The organism is Diaphorobacter sp. J5-51 (assembly GCF_001023515.1).
Classification (GTDB): domain Bacteria; phylum Pseudomonadota; class Gammaproteobacteria; order Burkholderiales; family Burkholderiaceae_C; genus Diaphorobacter; species Diaphorobacter nitroreducens.
In genome coordinates, this window is the sequence record NZ_JSYI01000139.1 from 12,187 (window position 1) to 28,434 (window position 16,248).

Consider the following 16,248-nt stretch of genomic DNA (forward strand, 5'->3'; position numbering starts at 1 on the left):
CTCAGACGACGACGTTGACCAGGCGGCCGGGCACGATGATGACCTTCTTGGGCGCCTTGCCCTCGGCGAACTTCTGGAAGTCCTCGCTCGCCAGGGCCGCCTGCTCGATGGCAGCCTTGTCGGCCGAGGCGGCCACGCGGATCGCGCCGCGCAGCTTGCCGTTGACCTGCAGCATCAGCTCCAGCTCGTCCTGCACCAGGGCATCGGGGTCCACCTGGGGCCAGGCGGCGTCCAGCAGGTCGCCCAGGGTGCCCGCGTAGCCCAGCTCGTCCCACAGCACGTGGGCGATGTGCGGCGTGGCCGGGTACAGCACGCGCAGCAGGATGCCGAAGCCCTCGATCAGCGCCACCTGGGCGCCGGCGCTGTCCGTGGCCTTGAAGTCCTCCAGCGCGTTGATCATCTTCATGGCGCCGGAGACCACGGTGTTGTACTGCATGCGCTGGTAGTCGTAGTCCACCTGCTTGAGCACGGTGTGGATCTCCAGGCGCAGCGCCTTGGCTTCCTTGCCGAACTGCACGTCCTTCAGGCTGGCGGCGCCCGCCACGCTGGCCAGGGCCGCGTCCTTGTCGATGGCGGACAGCTTCACGCCGAAGTTCCACACGCGGCGCAGGAAGCGGTAGCTGCCTTCCACGGCGGCGTCGTTCCACTCCAGCGTCAGCTCGGGTGGCGCGGTGAACATGGTGTACAGGCGCGCGGTGTCGGCGCCGTACTTCTCGATGAGCTGCTGCGGGTCCACGCCGTTGTTCTTGGACTTGGACATCGTGCCCACGCCCTCGTAGTCGATGGGCGTGCCCACGGGCAGCAGGCCGTCGCCGCTCTCGGCGGGGTTCTTGAGCTTGGCGCCAACGATCTTGCCGGCCTCGTCGTAGACGTGCTCGACGTCGTGCGGCCAGAAGTAGTCCTTGGCGCCCTTGGCCGTGCGGCGGCTGTAGATGTGGTTCAGCACCATGCCTTGCGTGAGCAGCTTGGTGAAGGGCTCGTCCACCTTCACCAGCCCCAGGTCACGCATCACCTTGGTCCAGAAGCGCGCATACAGCAGGTGCAGGATGGCGTGTTCGATGCCGCCGATGTACTGGTCCATGCCGCTGCCGCCGGTGGCGGCCTTCTGGTCGCGCATCCAGTAGTCGGTGCCGCCCGCCACCATGGCGTCGCGGTTCTTCGGGTCGCAGTAGCGCATGAAGTACCAGGACGAGTCCACGAAGGTGTCCATGGTGTCGGTCTCGCGGCGCGCGGGCTTGCCGCAGCAGGGGCAGTCCACCTTCAGGAAGGCCTCGCACTTGGCCAGCGGGTTGCCGCTGCCGTCGGGCACCAGGTCCTGCGGCAGCACCACGGGCAGGTCCTTCTCGGGCACGGGCACGGCGCCGCAGCTCTCGCAGTGGATGATGGGGATCGGCGTGCCCCAGTAGCGCTGGCGGCTGATGCCCCAGTCGCGCAGGCGCCAGGTGGTCTTGAGCTCGCCCAGGCCCTTCTCGGCCAGCGCATGGGCCACGGCGGCCACGGCGTCCTGGTACGACAGGCCGCTGAAGTTGCCAGAATTGATGGTGACGCCGCGCTCCTTGTCACCGTACCAGTCCTGCCACTGGTGGAAGTCGAAGGTCTCGCCGTCCACCAGCACCACTTGCTTGATGGGCAACTGGTACTTGAGCGCGAAGGCAAAGTCGCGCTCGTCGTGCGCGGGCACGCCCATCACGGCGCCGTCGCCGTAGCTCATGAGCACGTAGTTGCCCACCCACACCTCGACCTGCTCGCCGGTGAGCGGGTGGGTGACGAACAGGCCCGTGGGCATGCCCTCTTTTTCCTTCAGGGCCAGCTCGGCCTCGGTCGTGCCGCCCTTCTTGCATTCCTCGATGAAGGCCGCCAGCGCGGCGTTGGACGCCGCGGCGTGCTGGGCCAGCGGGTGCTCGGGCGCGACGGCGCAGAACGTCACGCCCATGATGGTGTCGGCGCGCGTGGTGAACACGTACAGCTTGCCGTCCTGGATCCGCTCGCCCGCGGCGTTGCGGATGTCGTGCGGGAACGCAAAGCGCACGCCCGCCGACTTGCCGATCCAGTTCTCCTGCATCAGCCGCACCTTGTCGGGCCAGCCGGTCAGCGTGGCCTTCTCGTTGCCGATCTGCACATGGTCCAGCAGCTCCTGCGCGTAGTCGGTGATCTTCAGGTAGTAGCCGGGGATCTCGCGCTTTTCCACCAGCGCGCCGGTGCGCCAGCCGCGCCCGTCGATCACCTGCTCGTTGGCCAGCACGGTCTGGTCCACCGGGTCCCAATTCACGACCTGGGTCTTGCGGTAGGCGATGCCCTTGTCCAGCATCTTCAAAAACAGCCACTGGTTCCACTTGTAGTAGTCGGGGTCGCAGGTGGCGATCTCGCGGCTCCAGTCGATGGCCAGCCCCATCGCCTGCATCTGCTTCTTCATGTAGGCGATGTTGTCGTAGGTCCACTGCGCGGGCGGAACGCCGTTCTTGAGGGCGGCGTTCTCGGCCGGCAGGCCGAAGGCATCCCAGCCCATGGGCATGAGGACGTTGTGGCCCTTCATGCGCAGGCTGCGCGTGAGCATGTCATTGATGGTGTAGTTGCGCACATGGCCCATGTGCAGCTTGCCGCTGGGGTAGGGCAGCATGGAGCAGGCGTAGAACTTGGGCTTGGCCTGGTCCTCGGTCACGCGGTAGGCGTCGTTGGCATTCCAGTGGGCATGCGCGGCGCGCTCCACCTCGGTGTGGTTGTATTTGTCTTGCATGGAAGCTGGGAAAAGGAGAACCGCGCACCTGCGCAATGGTCACAATGGGCTGTACTGCGCCCAATTCTAGGCGTTCATCCCCCCATCCCCTGCATGGCCGCCCCGCCTGGGCCGGCTGTTTCCTGCATTTCTGGAAAGTTGTCTTGCCTGTGTCCGCGCCCTCGCTGATTGCCGATCTGGATCCTTGGCTGCAGGCCGCCCTGGGCCTGTGCGGCCTGGTGCTGCTGGCCTTCGCCCTCCAGTCCGTCGCCCAATACGTGCTGCTGAACACCGTGCCGCGCCTGCGCGAACGCCTGGGCGCGCGCTGGGCGCGGGTGTTCTGGCACGACCAGGTGTTGCGGCGTCTGGCGCATGTGGCACCGTCGCTCGTCATCCAGGCAGGCATCGGCGCCGTGCCCCATGTGCACCCCGTGGCGGCCGCAGTGATCGGCAACGTGGCCGTGGCGCTCACCGTGCTGCAGCTGGTGCGGACGCTGATCGCGCTGCTGGACGCCGTGCTGCAAGAGCATGAGCAGGCCCCGGACGGCGTGCCCACGGCCACGCGCTCGATCAAGAGCTATGTGCAGCTGGGCAAGCTGCTGCTGGCGCTGGTGGGCACCATCGTCATCGTGGCGGCGCTGGTGGACCGCTCGCCACTGATCCTGCTGTCCGGCCTGGGCGCCATGTCGGCGGTGCTGATGCTGGTGTTCAAGGACACCATCCTCTCGTTCACCGCGGGCGTGCAACTGTCGTCCAACGACATGCTGCGCGTGGGCGACTGGATCGAGATGCCCCAGGTGGGCGCGGACGGCTTCGTGGTGGACATCGCACTGCATACCGTGAAGGTGCAGAACTGGGACAAGACCATCACCACCATCCCCACCTGGCGGCTGATGAGCGAGAGCTTCAAGAACTGGCGCGGCATGTTCAGCTCGGGCGGGCGGCGCATCCGCCGCGCGTTGCGGCTGGACACGAACTCGGTACGCTTTCTCACCGAGGCGGAGATCGAGCGCCTGTCGCGCATCGCGCTGCTGCGCCCCTACCTGGAAGGCAAGCTGCGCGACGTGCAGCAGACCAATGCCGCCCTGCAGGCGCAGCTGGGTGCGCAGGCGCTGGAGCCCGCCAACCAGCGCCGCCTGACCAACATCGGCACCTTCCGCGCCTACTGCGAAGCCTATGTGCGCGCGCACCCGCGCATCCACCAGCAGATGCTGCTCATCGTGCGCACGCTGGAGCCCACGGCCGAGGGGGTGCCGCTGGAGCTGTACTGCTTCACGGCCACCACCGCCTGGGTGGAGTACGAAGCCATCCAGGGCGACATCTTCGACCACCTGATCGCCGTGCTGCCGGAGTTCGGCCTGCACCTGTTCCAGAGCCCCACGGGCAACGACATCCGCGCGGGACTGCGCCAGCGCGCCCCAACAGCCATGGCCGCGTTGCCATAAAAACAAGAGCTGCCAGCGCTTGCCAGCTGGCGTTTTCAGCTACTTTTCTACCGCAAACACCCGCACACCAAGCGCGAGCAGCTCCTATTTTTGAGTGCCTTGCACGGCCCCATCGGTGGGCTGCGTGACGAAACCAATGCGCTGCAGGCCCGCCGCATGGGCCGCCCCCATCACCTCCACCACGCGGCCGTAGGGCACGGCGGTATCGGCGCGCAGTTGCACCTCGGTGTCCGGCGCCTCGGCGGCAATCTGGCGCAGGCGCTGCGCCAGCGCATCGGCGCCCACGGGCTCATCGTCCAGGTAGGCCTGGCCGGCGGTGTCCACCACCAGCATCACGGCATGCGCGGGCGTGCCCGGTTGCGCGCCTTCGGCGCGCGGCAGCTCCAGCCGGATGCTGCTGGCCAGCAGCGGCGCGGTCAGGATGAAGATCACCACCAGCACCAGCATCACGTCCACCAGCGGTGTGACGTTGATCTCGCTCATGGGCTGCGGGCCCGGGGTGCGCTCCAGTCGGCCGAATGCCATGGCGTTTACCGGCCCTAGTCGGCGGCGTTGGTGTCGATGACCAGCTCGCGCAGGTCGCGGGCAAAGCCTTCGAGGTCGGCCTCGATGCGGCCGATGACACGCCCGAACCAGTTGTAGGCCAGCACGGCGGGGATCGCCACCGTGAGGCCCGCGGCCGTCATGATGAGCGCTTCGCCCACCGGGCCGGCGACGCGCTCGATGCTGATCTGCCCCGCGCCGGCCATGGCCGTGAGCGCATGGTAGATGCCCCACACCGTGCCCAGCAGCCCCACGAACGGCGCCGTGGAGCCCACGGTGGCCAGCAGCACCTGGCCGAACTGCAGCTTGCCCAGCACGCCATGCAGCGCATCGCGCAACACGCGCGTGAGCCGCTGCGACAGGCCGCCCTGCCCGGCCAGCGTGCCCGCGCCGGCCTGCTCCACCTGCTGCGCGGCACGCACCAGCGGCAGCACCAGCCCTTCACGGTCAAAGGCGGGCAGCCGCTCGGCCGCCGCGGCCAGCGACGGCGCCTGCCAGAACGCGGCCGTGCTGCGCGGCACGTCCACATGGGCGCGCCGCATCAGGCGCAGCTTCCAGAAAATCACCACCCAGCTGGCAACCGACATGGCCAGCAGCAGCAGCGCCGACGCCTGCGTGACCGCATCACCCTGACGCAACCAGTGCAGGCTGTCCATGGGCAGCTTACTTGAGGTTCAGCACGTCGAACATGTCGAACAGGCCCGCGCGCTGCGTGGCCAGGAAGCCCACCGCGCGCAGGCTGCCCTGGGCGTAGCCGGCGCGGCTGCTGGACTTGTGCGAGATCTCCACCCGCTCACCCGTCCCGGCGAACAGCACCGTGTGGTCGCCCACGATGTCGCCGCCGCGCACGGTGGCAAAGCCAATGGTGTCTGCCTTGCGCTCGCCCGTGTGGCCGTAGCGCTCGTACACGGCACGGTCGGCGAGCCGCGTGCCCTGCGCCTCGGCAATCACTTCGCCCATCTTCAGCGCCGTGCCCGAGGGGGCGTCCACCTTGTGCTTGTGGTGCGCCTCGATGATCTCGATGTCATAGCCCGTGCGCAGCGCCTGCGCGGCCATCTGCAGCAGCTTGAGCGTGACGTTCACGCCCACGCTCATGTTGGGCGCGAACACGACGCCCACCTTCTGCGCGGCGGCTTCGATCTGCGCCTTCTGCGCATCGGAAAAGCCCGTGGTGCCGATGACCATCTGCACGCCGAGTTCCGCGCACACGGCCAGGTGGGCCAGCGTGCCCTCGGGGCGCGTGAAGTCGATCAGCACGTCGGCGTCCTTGAGCCCCTCGCGCAGGTCAGCGGTGATGACCACACCGCTCGCGCGCCCCAAAAACGCGGCGGCGTCCGTGCCCACGGCGGGGTTGCCGGGCTGGTCCAGCGCACCGGCCAGCACGCAGCCGTCGCTCGCCTGAATCGCCTCGATGAGCATGCGGCCCATGCGGCCAGAAGCGCCGGCCACGGCCACGCGGCGGGGAGCGGAGGAGAAAGAGGTCATGTCAGTTCGCAATCCAAACAGGGGGCGGTTCTGCTGCGTCCAGAGCGACGCGCTGCAGCGGGCGCACCGGCCGCGTTCAACGGCGCGGAGATTCCAGCGGCGGATAGCTCGTGGTGGGTGGCAGAGCGGGCGCGGCGTCCGGCTCGGCGGCCGGCTCCGCCTTGGGAAAGCGCGCGAGCTGCGCCTCGGTGGCCTCAAGCTGCGGCACCTTGGGCTTGGACACCTTGGTGGAGAGCGAGGCCACGAACTCGGCCTCGGTGGGCATCTCGTCGCCTTCGACACGCTCCATCACGTTGTCCTTGAAGAACACGGTGAGCTTGCGCGTCTGCACCTCGACATCGGGGCGCTTGAGGGTGAAGACGTATTCCCAGCGGTCGGAGTGGAACACGCTCACCATGAGGGGTGTGCCCAGGATCTCACGCACCTGCTGGCGGCCCATGCCAGGCTGCAACATCTGCACCTGCTCGCGCGAGATGAAGTTGCCCTGCACCACGTCCACCTTGTAGGGCGTGACCATGCCGGCCAGGCGACTGCCGGTGCCCGCGCAGCCGGCCATCCCGGCACCAATCAACACAATGGCGCCCCAGCGGGCGCCCCAACGGGCGGGTGCAAACATGGGTTTATGCATAGGGGATATGATCCGGCCCATTGTAGCGGCTGGATCTTCTGGGCCTTGCGCGCAAGCCGCCGGTATCCATGGTTTCGCCCTGGCACACGAAAGACCTTGTCATGACGAACATCGACGAACTCAAAAGCACCGGCCTCAAGGCCACGCTGCCCCGGCTGAAGATCCTGGAGATCTTCCAGAAGGGCGCCCAGCGCCACATGACGGCCGAAGACGTATTCCGCGTGCTGCTGGACGAGCGCTCCGACATCGGGCTTGCCACCGTGTACCGCGTGCTCACGCAGTTCGAGCAGGCCGGCATTTTGATCCGCAGCAATTTCGAGAGCGGCAAGGCCGTTTACGAACTGAACGAGGGCCAGCACCACGACCACTTCGTCTGCACCGCCTGCGGCAAGGTCGAGGAGTTCTACGACCCCGAGATCGAAAAGCGCCAGAACCTGATCGCCCAGGCCAAGGGCTGGGTGGTGCACGACCACGCCATGGCGCTCTACGGCCAGTGCGCTAATTGCGCAAAAAAATAAGCGCCCGGCGCCCTCAGGAGGCGCCGCCCCGCTCCATGGCGCGCCGGTGGCGCTCCACGAACTCCTGATAGGTATCGATGCCGCGCAGTTGCAGGATGGTGTTGCGCACAGCCGCTTCCACCAGCACCGCGATGTTGCGGCCCGCCACCACCTGAATCACCACCTTGAGCACCGGCACGCCCAGTACGTCCTGCGTGAGCGGCTCGTAGGGAAGGCGCTCGTAGTCGCGTTCCAGCGTCTCCTTGCGCACCAGGTGCACGATGAGCTTCAGCCGCATGCGCCGGCGCACGGCCGTCTCGCCGAAGATGGCGCGAATGTCCAGCAGACCGATGCCGCGCACCTCCAGCAGGTTCTGCAGCAACTCGGGGCACTTGCCCTCGATGGTGGTCTGGTTGATGCGGTATAGGTCCACCGCGTCGTCGGCCACCAGGCCATTGCCGCGCGTGATCAGCTCCAGCCCCAGCTCGCTCTTGCCCAGGCCCGACTCACCCGTGATGAGCACGCCCAGGCCCAGGATGTCCATGAACACGCCATGCATGGTGGTGCGGTCGGCGAAGTGCTTGGACAGGTAGGCGCGCAGCACGTCGATAACGAAGGCCGCCGACTCCCGCGTGGCGAACAGCGGAATCTGCGCGCGCTCGCACATCGACACCACTTCCTCGGGCGCGGCCTGGCCGTCGGCCAGCACCAGCACCGGAGGCTCCAGCGTGACGATGCGCGCGATGCGGCGCTTGCAGTCCCCGGACGTCGCGTTGGTCAGGTAGGCGACCTCGCGCTCGCCCAGGACCTGCGCGCGGTAGGGGTGTATGTAGTTGAGGTAGCCGACGAGGTCTGCGCCCGAGCGCGCGGCGCGCACGGCCACCTCGGCGAAGCGCCGCTCGGAAGCCCCCAGGCCCGCGACCCACTCCCATTTGAGCAGGGTGCGGAACTCCTCGAAGAGCACATCGGCGCTGACGACGTTGGGTTTCATGGCAGCCGACGACGGGGACGCAGCGTCAGGCGCTCTGGGCCGACTGCCATCCCGAGATCATGCCGTGCAGGCTGGCGGCGTCGGTGCAGCTCTTGAGGCGCTCGCGCAGCGCGCTGTCGCTGAGCAGCTCGGCGATTTCCGACAGGATCTCCAGGTGCTTCTGCGTGGCCGCCTCGGGCACCAGCAGGAAGATCAGCAGCGATACGGGTTGCTCGTCAGGCGCGTCGAAGCCGATCGGCTGGGCCAGCTGGAACACCGCCGCCATGGGCGACTTCAGCCCCTTGATGCGGCCGTGCGGGATGGCCACGCCATGGCCCAGCCCCGTGGAGCCCAGGCGCTCGCGCGCGAAGAGGCTGTCGGTGATCAGGGCCCGGGACAGGCCGTGCTGGCTTTCGAACAGCAGGCCGGCCTCCTCGAATGCACGTTTCTTGCTGGTGGCATCGACGCTCACGAGCACTTGTGCGGGAGGCAGTATGGAAGCGAGTCGGTTCATGGTCACAGTGAGCGACGATTATGCACGCCCAGCGGAAACCCTGAGAGTGTATCCACCAGCAACAAAAAACCGCCCCGGGGGCGGTTGCGGCACCACCGCTTTCGCATGGGCGGTGGCGCGGACGGGCTCTGGCCGTTCACTCAGGATGCCGCGGCGGCCTGCACGGTGGCGCGGCGCACGCCGGCCTGGTGGTCCTGCATGCGGTCCTTGTGGCGCACGACCATGCGGTCGAGCTTGTCCATCAATTCGTCCACGGCGGCATACAGGTCGAAATGGGTGCTTTCCACGAACAGGTCATTTCCTTTCACATGCACGGTGCATTCAGCGCGCTGGCGCTTTTCCTTTTCCTTCTGCTTCTCCACGGTCAGTAGCACCTTGACATCCACCACCTGATCGAAGTGGCGGGTAATGCGGTCCAACTTGGACGTCACATAACTGCGCAAGGCGGGGGTCACTTCAAGGTGATGGCCGCTGATCGTCAAGTTCATAGACAAGTCTCCTGTGACTCACAGTTGAAAAACACCGCCCCTTGCCGGTGCGGGGCGGTCTGCGAACGTGAATGCATTCAGGCCTGGGTTCACTATGCGCCCGCCGCCAGCGCAAATCAATCGTTCCCGCGCATGGCACAAGGGATATGACAGGAAGGTGTCAAACCGACCGAAACGCATCACAATGGCTGGGTTGCCTCCAGCGCCGACCTGGGGCTCCAGCCTCTCCAACCCACGTACCTTGTGGCGGGTGTACGGCGCCCGCACGGGGGCCGCGTCGCTAAAATCCCTTCCTTCGACCTCGCCACCGGCGGGGCGTCTTGCCCCAACGTCCACCGCGCGCCTGCATTGCGCGAGCGCCTTCCGTACGACCGCCATGACCCAGCCCAGCACCTCTGCACTGCACACCTCCGCCCTGACCTCGCTGCCGCTCCTGGCACGCGGCAAGGTGCGCGACAACTACGCCGTGGGGGACGACCGCATCCTGATGGTGGCCAGCGACCGTCTCTCGGCCTTTGACGTGATCATGGGCGAGCCCATCCCCGGCAAGGGCGAGTTGCTCACCCAGATGGCTCTGTTCTGGTTCGGCAAACTGGGACACATCGTGCCCAACCACCTCACGGGCGAGGCGCCCGAGAGCGTGGTCACGCCGGCGGAGGCCCCCCAGGTGCGGGGCCGCTCCATGCTGGTGCAGCGCCTCAAGCCCATCCCCATCGAGGCCGTGGTGCGCGGCTACCTGGCCGGCAGTGGCTGGAAGGAGTACCAGGAATCGCGCTCCGTCTGCGGCGTGCCGCTGCCGGACGGCCTGACCAATGCCGCCAAGCTGCCACAGACCATCTACACGCCCGCCGCCAAGGCCGCCATGGGCGAGCACGATGAGAACATCAGCTTTGAGCGCACCGTGGAGATCGTGGGCCTGGATCTGGCCACCAGGATCCGCGACATCTCCATCCAGCTGTACGAGGCCGCCGCCGCCATCGCGCTGGAAAAGGGCATGATCATTGCCGACACCAAGTTCGAGTTCGGCCTGGCGCCCGACGGCACGCTGGTGCTGATGGACGAGGTGCTCACGCCCGACAGCTCGCGCTACTGGCCCGTGGAGGGCTATGCCGAGGCCCTGGCCAAGGGCGAGAACCCCCCCAGCTACGACAAGCAGTTCGTGCGCGACTGGCTGGAGCAGGCCCAGGTCGGCGGCAAGCCCTGGAACAAGACCGCCCCCGCGCCGCGCCTGCCGCGCGAGGTGGTGGAAAAGACCGCTGCCAAATACCGCGAAGCGCTGGAGCGCCTGACCGCCTGATTGCTTGCGCGACGCCCCTGGCCGGGGATCGGCCGGGGAGCGCCAACGCTTGCTCAGAACTGGTGGTTCAGCGAGAGCTGGTAGCTGCGCGGCGCGCCGTAGTAGCCCGCGTAGCGCAGGGTGTTGATGTACTTCTCGTCAGTGATGTTGTTCACATTGAAGCGCAGCGTCGTCTTGGGCTGCAGCTGCCATGCAACGAAGGCGTTGAGCACGGCATAGCTGCCCTGGCGCACGGTGAAGCCGCTGGCCTCCATGTTGGAGATTTTGCTTTGCCACCGTGCGCTGGTGCCAAAGGACAGCGCGGGAAGGCTCGGTAGACGCGCCTTGAGCGCGAGATTGGCCGTATGGCGCGGTACCCAGGCGTAGGTGTCGCCGCCATCCGGGCCGGTCAGCTTCAGGGTGGTATAGCCGGCTGTCAGGTCGATATGGTTGTTGAGCCGGCCCACGGCTTCCAGCTCCACGCCGGTGGACTTCACGTCTTCGGGCGCGTAGACCGCCTGGCCATTCTGGTTATAGGTGCCCGTGGGCGTGGCCAGGCCCGACTGTTTGGCCTGGAACACCGCGACCGAGGTCAGCAGGCGCTTGTCCAGCCAGTCGGCTTTCAGGCCCGCCTCGTAGTTGGTGCCCTTGCTAGGGTCGAGATAGCGGTCGTTCGCATCGGCCTGGCTCTGCGGGAAATACAGGTCAGAGTAGCTCACGTAGCCCAGCACGCTGGGCGTGAACTCGAACGTCAGCCCGGCATAGGGGCTGGTCTTGCTGCGTGAAAGGTCGGAGGCCACGCCATAGCTCGTTCCGTCGCGGCTGTATTGCGCGTGGTTGACTCCCACCACCGCCTTGAGCCGATCCGTCAGCGTGAACCGCATGGTGCCAAATGCGCGCTGCAGTTTCTGGTTCAGCGTGCTTTCGAGGGCCAATGGGCCCCACTGCGGCTCGGGAACAAGGTTGCCGGGGTACGGGAAGCCCGGCAGCGCGATGGCGCTGCAGGCACTGGCGCCGCAGTCCGACCCGGCGTATCCATTACCCGTGTATTCGCTCTTGGCCCAGCTCACACCGAACAGCGCCTCGTGCTGCCGTCCCAGCATCTCGAAGCGGCCATTGACGGTGGCGGTGGCCAGGTGCGCGTCCATCGTGTCTTTGCCGCCCCACGCATAGCCGACCAGACTGGAGCCCGAGGGAAACGCGTAAAAGAGCTTGCTGTCGTTGTCGATGGCGCGGTAGTTGTAGGCCAGCTTGAGCTGCCAGTCCATGCCGATCTGGTGGGCGTATTCCACGAAGGCCGTCTTGGTCGTGGTGTCCCAGCGGGTCCAGTCCTGCGTCGTGGATGCGTTGCGGCCCCATGCGTTCTGGGTGCCATCGGCATTCATGAAGGTCAGGGCGCCCCACATGTTGCCCGTGGAGTCGGACTGCTGATGGGACAGGCCCAACGTCAACAGGCCGTTGTCGCCCACCTGCCCATCCACAACGCCATAGAGGAACGTGCGCTCGCGGTCGAAACTGCGCAGGTGCGAGCCGCCCTCCTCGCGTGCCGCCACGACCCGGCCCGCCCAGCGGCGATCGGCGGTGAGCGGCCGCGAGTAGTCCGCCTCGACGCGCGTGGTCCCCCAGGACCCATAGCTCAGACCCAATGAGCCCTGCTCCTTGTTGGTGGGACGCTTGCGCACGAAGTTGATCGTGCCCGCCGCATTGCCCACGCCGGTCAGCAGCCCGTTGGCGCCGCGGATGACTTCGATCTTTTCGTAGCCGAAGGAATCCATGGCGCCGGTGACGATGCCCCAATCATTGGGCAGGCCGACGCCGTCGATCTGCGTGTTGGCGATGTCAAAGCCGCGCGCAGTGAACGTGGTGCGGTTGGTCTCCCACTCGTCGACGATGATGCCGGTGCTCAATCGCAGCGCTTCGTTGAGATTGCTGGTGCCAAAATCGCGCATTTGCTCGGTGGTCACGATGCTGATGGATTGCGGCGTTTCCTTGATGTCCAGATCCAGCCCGGTCGCCCCGCTGCTCACCCGGTCCTCGCGCTGCTGGACAATCGTCACCTCCTTCAGCGTAGGCTCGACGGGCGCACTCGCCTGGGCCCATGCGGCGCCCATCAAGGGCGGCTGCACGATCAACGTCATGAGTGCGATGGAGCGCACGACGGGGCGGAGGGGATGGGGGTTCATGGACGACAATTCCCTTGGTTTCAACAAATGGGAATCATTATCATCTCGGTTTGTAAAAAACACGGTCGCGCAAATGCCGCGCCTGCCGCGATGCACGCATCAGAACTTCTGTTTTTGTAGCGGCTAGCGCTCACCCACCAAGCGCTAGGGCCTGTTCACACTATTTTTGCCAGATGCGTTGCGATCAAAAAGGGCCAGGCGCAAGGCGCCAAACGAAGCTGGGGTGCTACCCCAGCGAGGCTTGGCAACGCCGCGAATGGCCCTTTTTGATCGCAACCCGGAGGGAACGGAGTGAAAACCGCGCCATTCGTCGTTGCCCTCCTAGCCAAGGCCCCGGCCTTGGCGTCGTCACGCGCCTAGATTGGCGCGGTTTTCACGCCATTCGCACTGGCAAAAATAGTGTGAACAGGCCCTAGAGGCCAATTTCCTTCATGCACCCGCATCAACCGCGGCGAACGCCGCGGCATGGGTCGCAGCGCACTCACTGGGGTTGCATGGGTGGCTCGTCGTCCTCGGGCCGCGGCGCGCCCCATTCCTCGGCCACGAAGCGCAGCAGGGGCGTGCCGTCCTCGCCGCGCAGCTCCAGCGTCCGGCCTTGCTGCCGGTAATACGCCACCGCGCCCAGGCGCTCGAAGAAGGCCGGCTCCGATCCGCCGCCCGCAAGGCACAGGCGCAGGGATGCGCTCATGCGGGACAGCCGCAGTTGCCCGCCCTCTTGCACGTACTGCCCCACGAAACGGTTGCACCCTCCCGAACCGCTCACGCGCCCCGCATCGCGCTGCAGCACCAGATGGGCCGCGGCCTGCCCCTCGGCCGGCGCGTCCACCGGCGCATCGTCCACCACCTCCACGAGTTTCCAATAGGTCTGGCGCAGCGGCACGGATGCGGCCGCCGTGGCTTGCAGCGCTGGCACGCGCGCCAGGATGACGTCCACATGGCGGAAGGCCGGGTCGATCAGCACCGGGTGCACGCGGGGCGTGTCCAGCAGCAGGCGCCCCTGCTGCGTGACCGCTGCGCGCACCTCGTAGCGGCCTTGGGCGTGGACGTCTGCCTGGCGGTAGGGAATGCGCAGCATGTAGGGCAGCGGGCCGGCCGGGTCGATGCGCTGGCGGCCCAGCACCCGCGGCGGATGGCCCTCGCGCGTCACGTCCACAAGCGCTGCCTCGAACAGCGCGTCGGGCGGCACGTAAAGCCGCTCGCGCGAGATCACGGTGCCGGAGATCTGCGCATCGGGCCCCAGGGCCGTGGCGCAGCCGGCCAGCCACGCGGCGGCCAGCAGCAGCGCCGTCCGCCCGGCCGCATGCAACGGCTGCAGTCCCGCCACCGCGCGCCCGCCCCCGGCGTGGGTCAGCTCAGCACCACGCTGGACAAGCGCCGCCGGTAGCTGGCCACCACCGGGTCCTCGGGCGGGATCTGCCCGTCGGCCACCTTGACCTTCGGGGGCTCGATGATCTCCAGCACGGCCACGTAGGCCTTGCGCGCGGCATCGTCGTTCCAGGCCTTGTCGCGCATGAGGATTTCCAGCAGCTCGTCCATGGCCTCCTGCCAGCGCTGCTGGGCCATGAGCCAGCGTGCGCGTGCAAAGCGCGTCTCGAAGTCGCGCTTGTTGGCCGCAATCTTTGCATCAAATTCGGCTCCAGCGCCCGCCCCATAAGCGCTAGAAGCTACGAAATCAAGAGCATCCATCCACGCCTTGAGCGCCCCCAGGCGGCGCGAGACCTCGGCCTTCGCGATGACCGGCGCGAAGGCCACCTTGGCGTCGTCCTCGCGGCCCAGCTGCAGCAGCAGCTTGACGTAGTCAAAGCGCGCGTCATCGTTGGCCGGGTCGGTGGCGACGGCGTGCTGCAGCTTTTCCAGTGCACCCTCGGTATCGCCCTCGGCGAGCGCATCCAGGGCTTCCTCTTCCTGCTCCTCGGCCTGCAGCTCCTCGGCGCTGGGCACATGCTTGTCCAGGAAGGCGCGCAGTTGGCTCTCGGTTTGGGCGCCCATGAAGCCATCCACGGGCTGGCCATTCATCATCAGCACGCAGGTGGGAATGCTGCGGATGCCGAACATGGCAGCCAGCTGCTGCTCCTGGTCGGAGTCGATCTTGGCCAGGGTGAAGCGGCCGGCGTATTCCACCTCCAGCTTCTCCAGCACCGGGCCCAGCGTCTTGCAGGGGCCGCACCAGGGTGCCCAGAAGTCCACCAGCACGGGCACTTGCATCGAGGCGGCAACCACCTCGGTTTCAAAATTCTCTAGGGTGACGTCGATCATGTGTAGCGGTCCCGGTAGTGCGGCGCACGGCGCCGGTCAATGGTGACGGGGATTCTGCGGCAAATTTCGCGCGCCACAGGTACAAGCCCGCAGGGCCCCTTGTAGTAGCGGGTTAATACCTGCCGCACCTGCAGGCTGCCCACAATGGTCTGTACCCCAGCCACCCACAGCAAAGGAGACCCCCATGGCAGGCAAGAAGATTCTGATGATCTGCGGCGACTACTGCGAGGACTACGAGACCATGGTGCCGTTCCAGGCGCTGCAGGCCGTGGGCCACACGGTGCATGCGGTCTGCCCGGGCAAGAAAGCGGGCGACCACATCAAGACGGCCATCCACGACTTCGAAGGCGCACAGACCTACAGCGAGAAACCCGGCCACAACTTCACCCTGAACGCCACGTTCGCGGACGTCCAGGCGCAAAGCTACGACGCGCTGGTGATCCCCGGCGGGCGAGGCCCCGAGTACCTGCGCAACGACGCCGCCGTGTGCGCCGCCGTGCGCCATTTCTTCGAGGCGGGCAAGCCCGTGGCCGCCGTGTGCCACGGCGCCCAGCTCCTCGCGGGTGCCGGCGTGCTCAAGGGCCGCACCTGCTCGGCCTACCCCGCCTGCCGCGCCGAAGTGGAACTGGCCGGCGGCCGTTACGCCGACATCCCCGTGGACCAGGCGCACACCGAGGGCAACCTGGTCAGCGCGCCCGCGTGGCCCGCGCACCCCGCGTGGATCGCACAGTTCCTGGCGCTGCTGGGAACGCGCATCACGCTCTGAAGGCAAAAAGGGCCGCAGCGCTCACCCATCAAGCGCAAGCAGCTATCACTTTGAAAGCACCCACCTCCTGACTTGACGGCGCCGGCGGCGGGCCGCACCATGGCCCGCCGTCCCCACGCCCGAAGGAGTTCCGCCGTGTGCCAGGTCTTCATCAGCGCCGACCCGCAGCTCTACGCCTACCGCGCCCGCTCCGTGCGGCTGCACGGGGTGGCCACGAGCATCCGGCTGGAGAACCTGTTCTGGCAGGTGCTGCAGGAGATCGCCGCGCGCGACGGCTACAGCGTGGCCCAGCTGTGCACCAAGCTCTACGACGAGCTGGTGGCCGAGCACGGCGCGGTGGACAACTTCACCTCGTTCCTGCGCGTGTGCTGCACGCGCTACCTGGCGCTGCAGCTGTCCGGCGAGATTCCGCGCGACGCGCGCGTGCCCGTCCGCTCGATCACGCTGGGCGCCAGCGCCGCCCTGCTGGCGCATTGACCCCCGG

16 protein-coding genes are annotated in these 16,248 nt (G+C 67.1%); 5 read left to right on the forward strand and 11 right to left on the reverse strand.

Annotated features, from left to right (window positions below):
• Window position 1: 1 nt before the first annotated feature.
• Window positions 2–2,734, reverse strand: coding sequence for a leucine--tRNA ligase (leuS, locus tag OX89_RS17145; RefSeq protein WP_047351528.1), 2,733 nt, complete (start codon window positions 2,732–2,734; stop codon window positions 2–4).
• A 143-nt stretch (window positions 2,735–2,877) separates the two neighbouring features.
• Here leuS and OX89_RS17150 point away from each other — a divergent pair, with 143 nt between their 5' ends.
• Complete coding sequence (locus OX89_RS17150) at window positions 2,878–4,158, forward strand: mechanosensitive ion channel family protein (protein WP_047351529.1); 1,281 nt, start codon at window positions 2,878–2,880, stop codon at window positions 4,156–4,158.
• A gap of 84 nt (window positions 4,159–4,242) precedes the next feature.
• On the opposite strand, the gene OX89_RS17155 is transcribed toward OX89_RS17150, so the two are convergent.
• From OX89_RS17155 to OX89_RS17170, 4 genes are all read right to left on the reverse strand, one after another.
• Window positions 4,243–4,683: a biopolymer transporter ExbD gene (locus OX89_RS17155; RefSeq protein ID WP_047351530.1), complete on the reverse strand. Its 441-nt coding sequence runs from the start codon at window positions 4,681–4,683 to the stop codon at window positions 4,243–4,245.
• Window positions 4,684–4,697: 14 nt separating this feature from the next.
• Complete coding sequence (locus tag OX89_RS17160; RefSeq protein WP_047351531.1) at window positions 4,698–5,357, reverse strand: MotA/TolQ/ExbB proton channel family protein; 660 nt, start codon at window positions 5,355–5,357, stop codon at window positions 4,698–4,700.
• A 7-nt stretch (window positions 5,358–5,364) separates the two neighbouring features.
• The gene (gene dapB / locus OX89_RS17165; protein WP_047351532.1) at window positions 5,365–6,186 is read right to left on the reverse strand and encodes a 4-hydroxy-tetrahydrodipicolinate reductase; all 822 of its coding nucleotides are present in this window, start codon (window positions 6,184–6,186) and stop codon (window positions 5,365–5,367) included.
• Between the two features lie 76 nt (window positions 6,187–6,262).
• The gene (locus OX89_RS17170) at window positions 6,263–6,814 is read right to left on the reverse strand and encodes an outer membrane protein assembly factor BamE (RefSeq protein ID WP_047351533.1); all 552 of its coding nucleotides are present in this window, start codon (window positions 6,812–6,814) and stop codon (window positions 6,263–6,265) included.
• Between the two features lie 101 nt (window positions 6,815–6,915).
• Between OX89_RS17170 and fur the strand changes: the two genes are divergently transcribed.
• Complete coding sequence (fur, locus tag OX89_RS17175; RefSeq protein ID WP_015914510.1) at window positions 6,916–7,332, forward strand: ferric iron uptake transcriptional regulator; 417 nt, start codon at window positions 6,916–6,918, stop codon at window positions 7,330–7,332.
• A 13-nt stretch (window positions 7,333–7,345) separates the two neighbouring features.
• On the opposite strand, the gene hprK is transcribed toward fur, so the two are convergent.
• From hprK to hpf, 3 genes are all read right to left on the reverse strand, one after another.
• Window positions 7,346–8,302: an HPr(Ser) kinase/phosphatase gene (gene hprK, locus OX89_RS17180; RefSeq protein ID WP_047351534.1), complete on the reverse strand. Its 957-nt coding sequence runs from the start codon at window positions 8,300–8,302 to the stop codon at window positions 7,346–7,348.
• A 25-nt stretch (window positions 8,303–8,327) separates the two neighbouring features.
• Entirely contained in the window at window positions 8,328–8,795 is a 468-nt protein-coding gene (locus OX89_RS17185; protein ID WP_047351535.1) for a PTS sugar transporter subunit IIA, read from the reverse strand.
• A gap of 140 nt (window positions 8,796–8,935) precedes the next feature.
• Window positions 8,936–9,283: a ribosome hibernation-promoting factor, HPF/YfiA family gene (gene hpf, locus OX89_RS17190; protein WP_047351536.1), complete on the reverse strand. Its 348-nt coding sequence runs from the start codon at window positions 9,281–9,283 to the stop codon at window positions 8,936–8,938.
• A 376-nt stretch (window positions 9,284–9,659) separates the two neighbouring features.
• Here hpf and OX89_RS17195 point away from each other — a divergent pair, with 376 nt between their 5' ends.
• Window positions 9,660–10,580 (forward strand): phosphoribosylaminoimidazolesuccinocarboxamide synthase, encoded by a 921-nt coding sequence (locus OX89_RS17195; protein WP_011807013.1) that lies wholly within the window; start codon window positions 9,660–9,662, stop codon window positions 10,578–10,580.
• Between the two features lie 53 nt (window positions 10,581–10,633).
• Here OX89_RS17195 and OX89_RS17200 read toward each other — a convergent pair whose 3' ends face one another.
• From OX89_RS17200 to trxA, 3 genes are all read right to left on the reverse strand, one after another.
• On the reverse strand, window positions 10,634–12,742 hold the full coding sequence (locus OX89_RS17200; protein WP_011807014.1) for a TonB-dependent siderophore receptor: 2,109 nt from the start codon (window positions 12,740–12,742) through the stop codon (window positions 10,634–10,636).
• Between the two features lie 481 nt (window positions 12,743–13,223).
• A complete protein-coding gene (locus OX89_RS17205) occupies window positions 13,224–14,066 on the reverse strand; it encodes an META domain-containing protein (RefSeq protein WP_047351537.1) in 843 nt (280 codons plus the stop codon).
• A 23-nt stretch (window positions 14,067–14,089) separates the two neighbouring features.
• Entirely contained in the window at window positions 14,090–14,998 is a 909-nt protein-coding gene (trxA, locus tag OX89_RS17210) for a thioredoxin (RefSeq protein ID WP_011807016.1), read from the reverse strand.
• Window positions 14,999–15,182: 184 nt separating this feature from the next.
• Here trxA and OX89_RS17215 point away from each other — a divergent pair, with 184 nt between their 5' ends.
• Complete coding sequence (locus OX89_RS17215; protein WP_047351538.1) at window positions 15,183–15,764, forward strand: DJ-1/PfpI family protein; 582 nt, start codon at window positions 15,183–15,185, stop codon at window positions 15,762–15,764.
• A gap of 135 nt (window positions 15,765–15,899) precedes the next feature.
• Window positions 15,900–16,241, forward strand: coding sequence for a ribbon-helix-helix domain-containing protein (locus OX89_RS17220; RefSeq protein WP_015914516.1), 342 nt, complete (start codon window positions 15,900–15,902; stop codon window positions 16,239–16,241).
• Window positions 16,242–16,248: the final 7 nt, after the last annotated feature.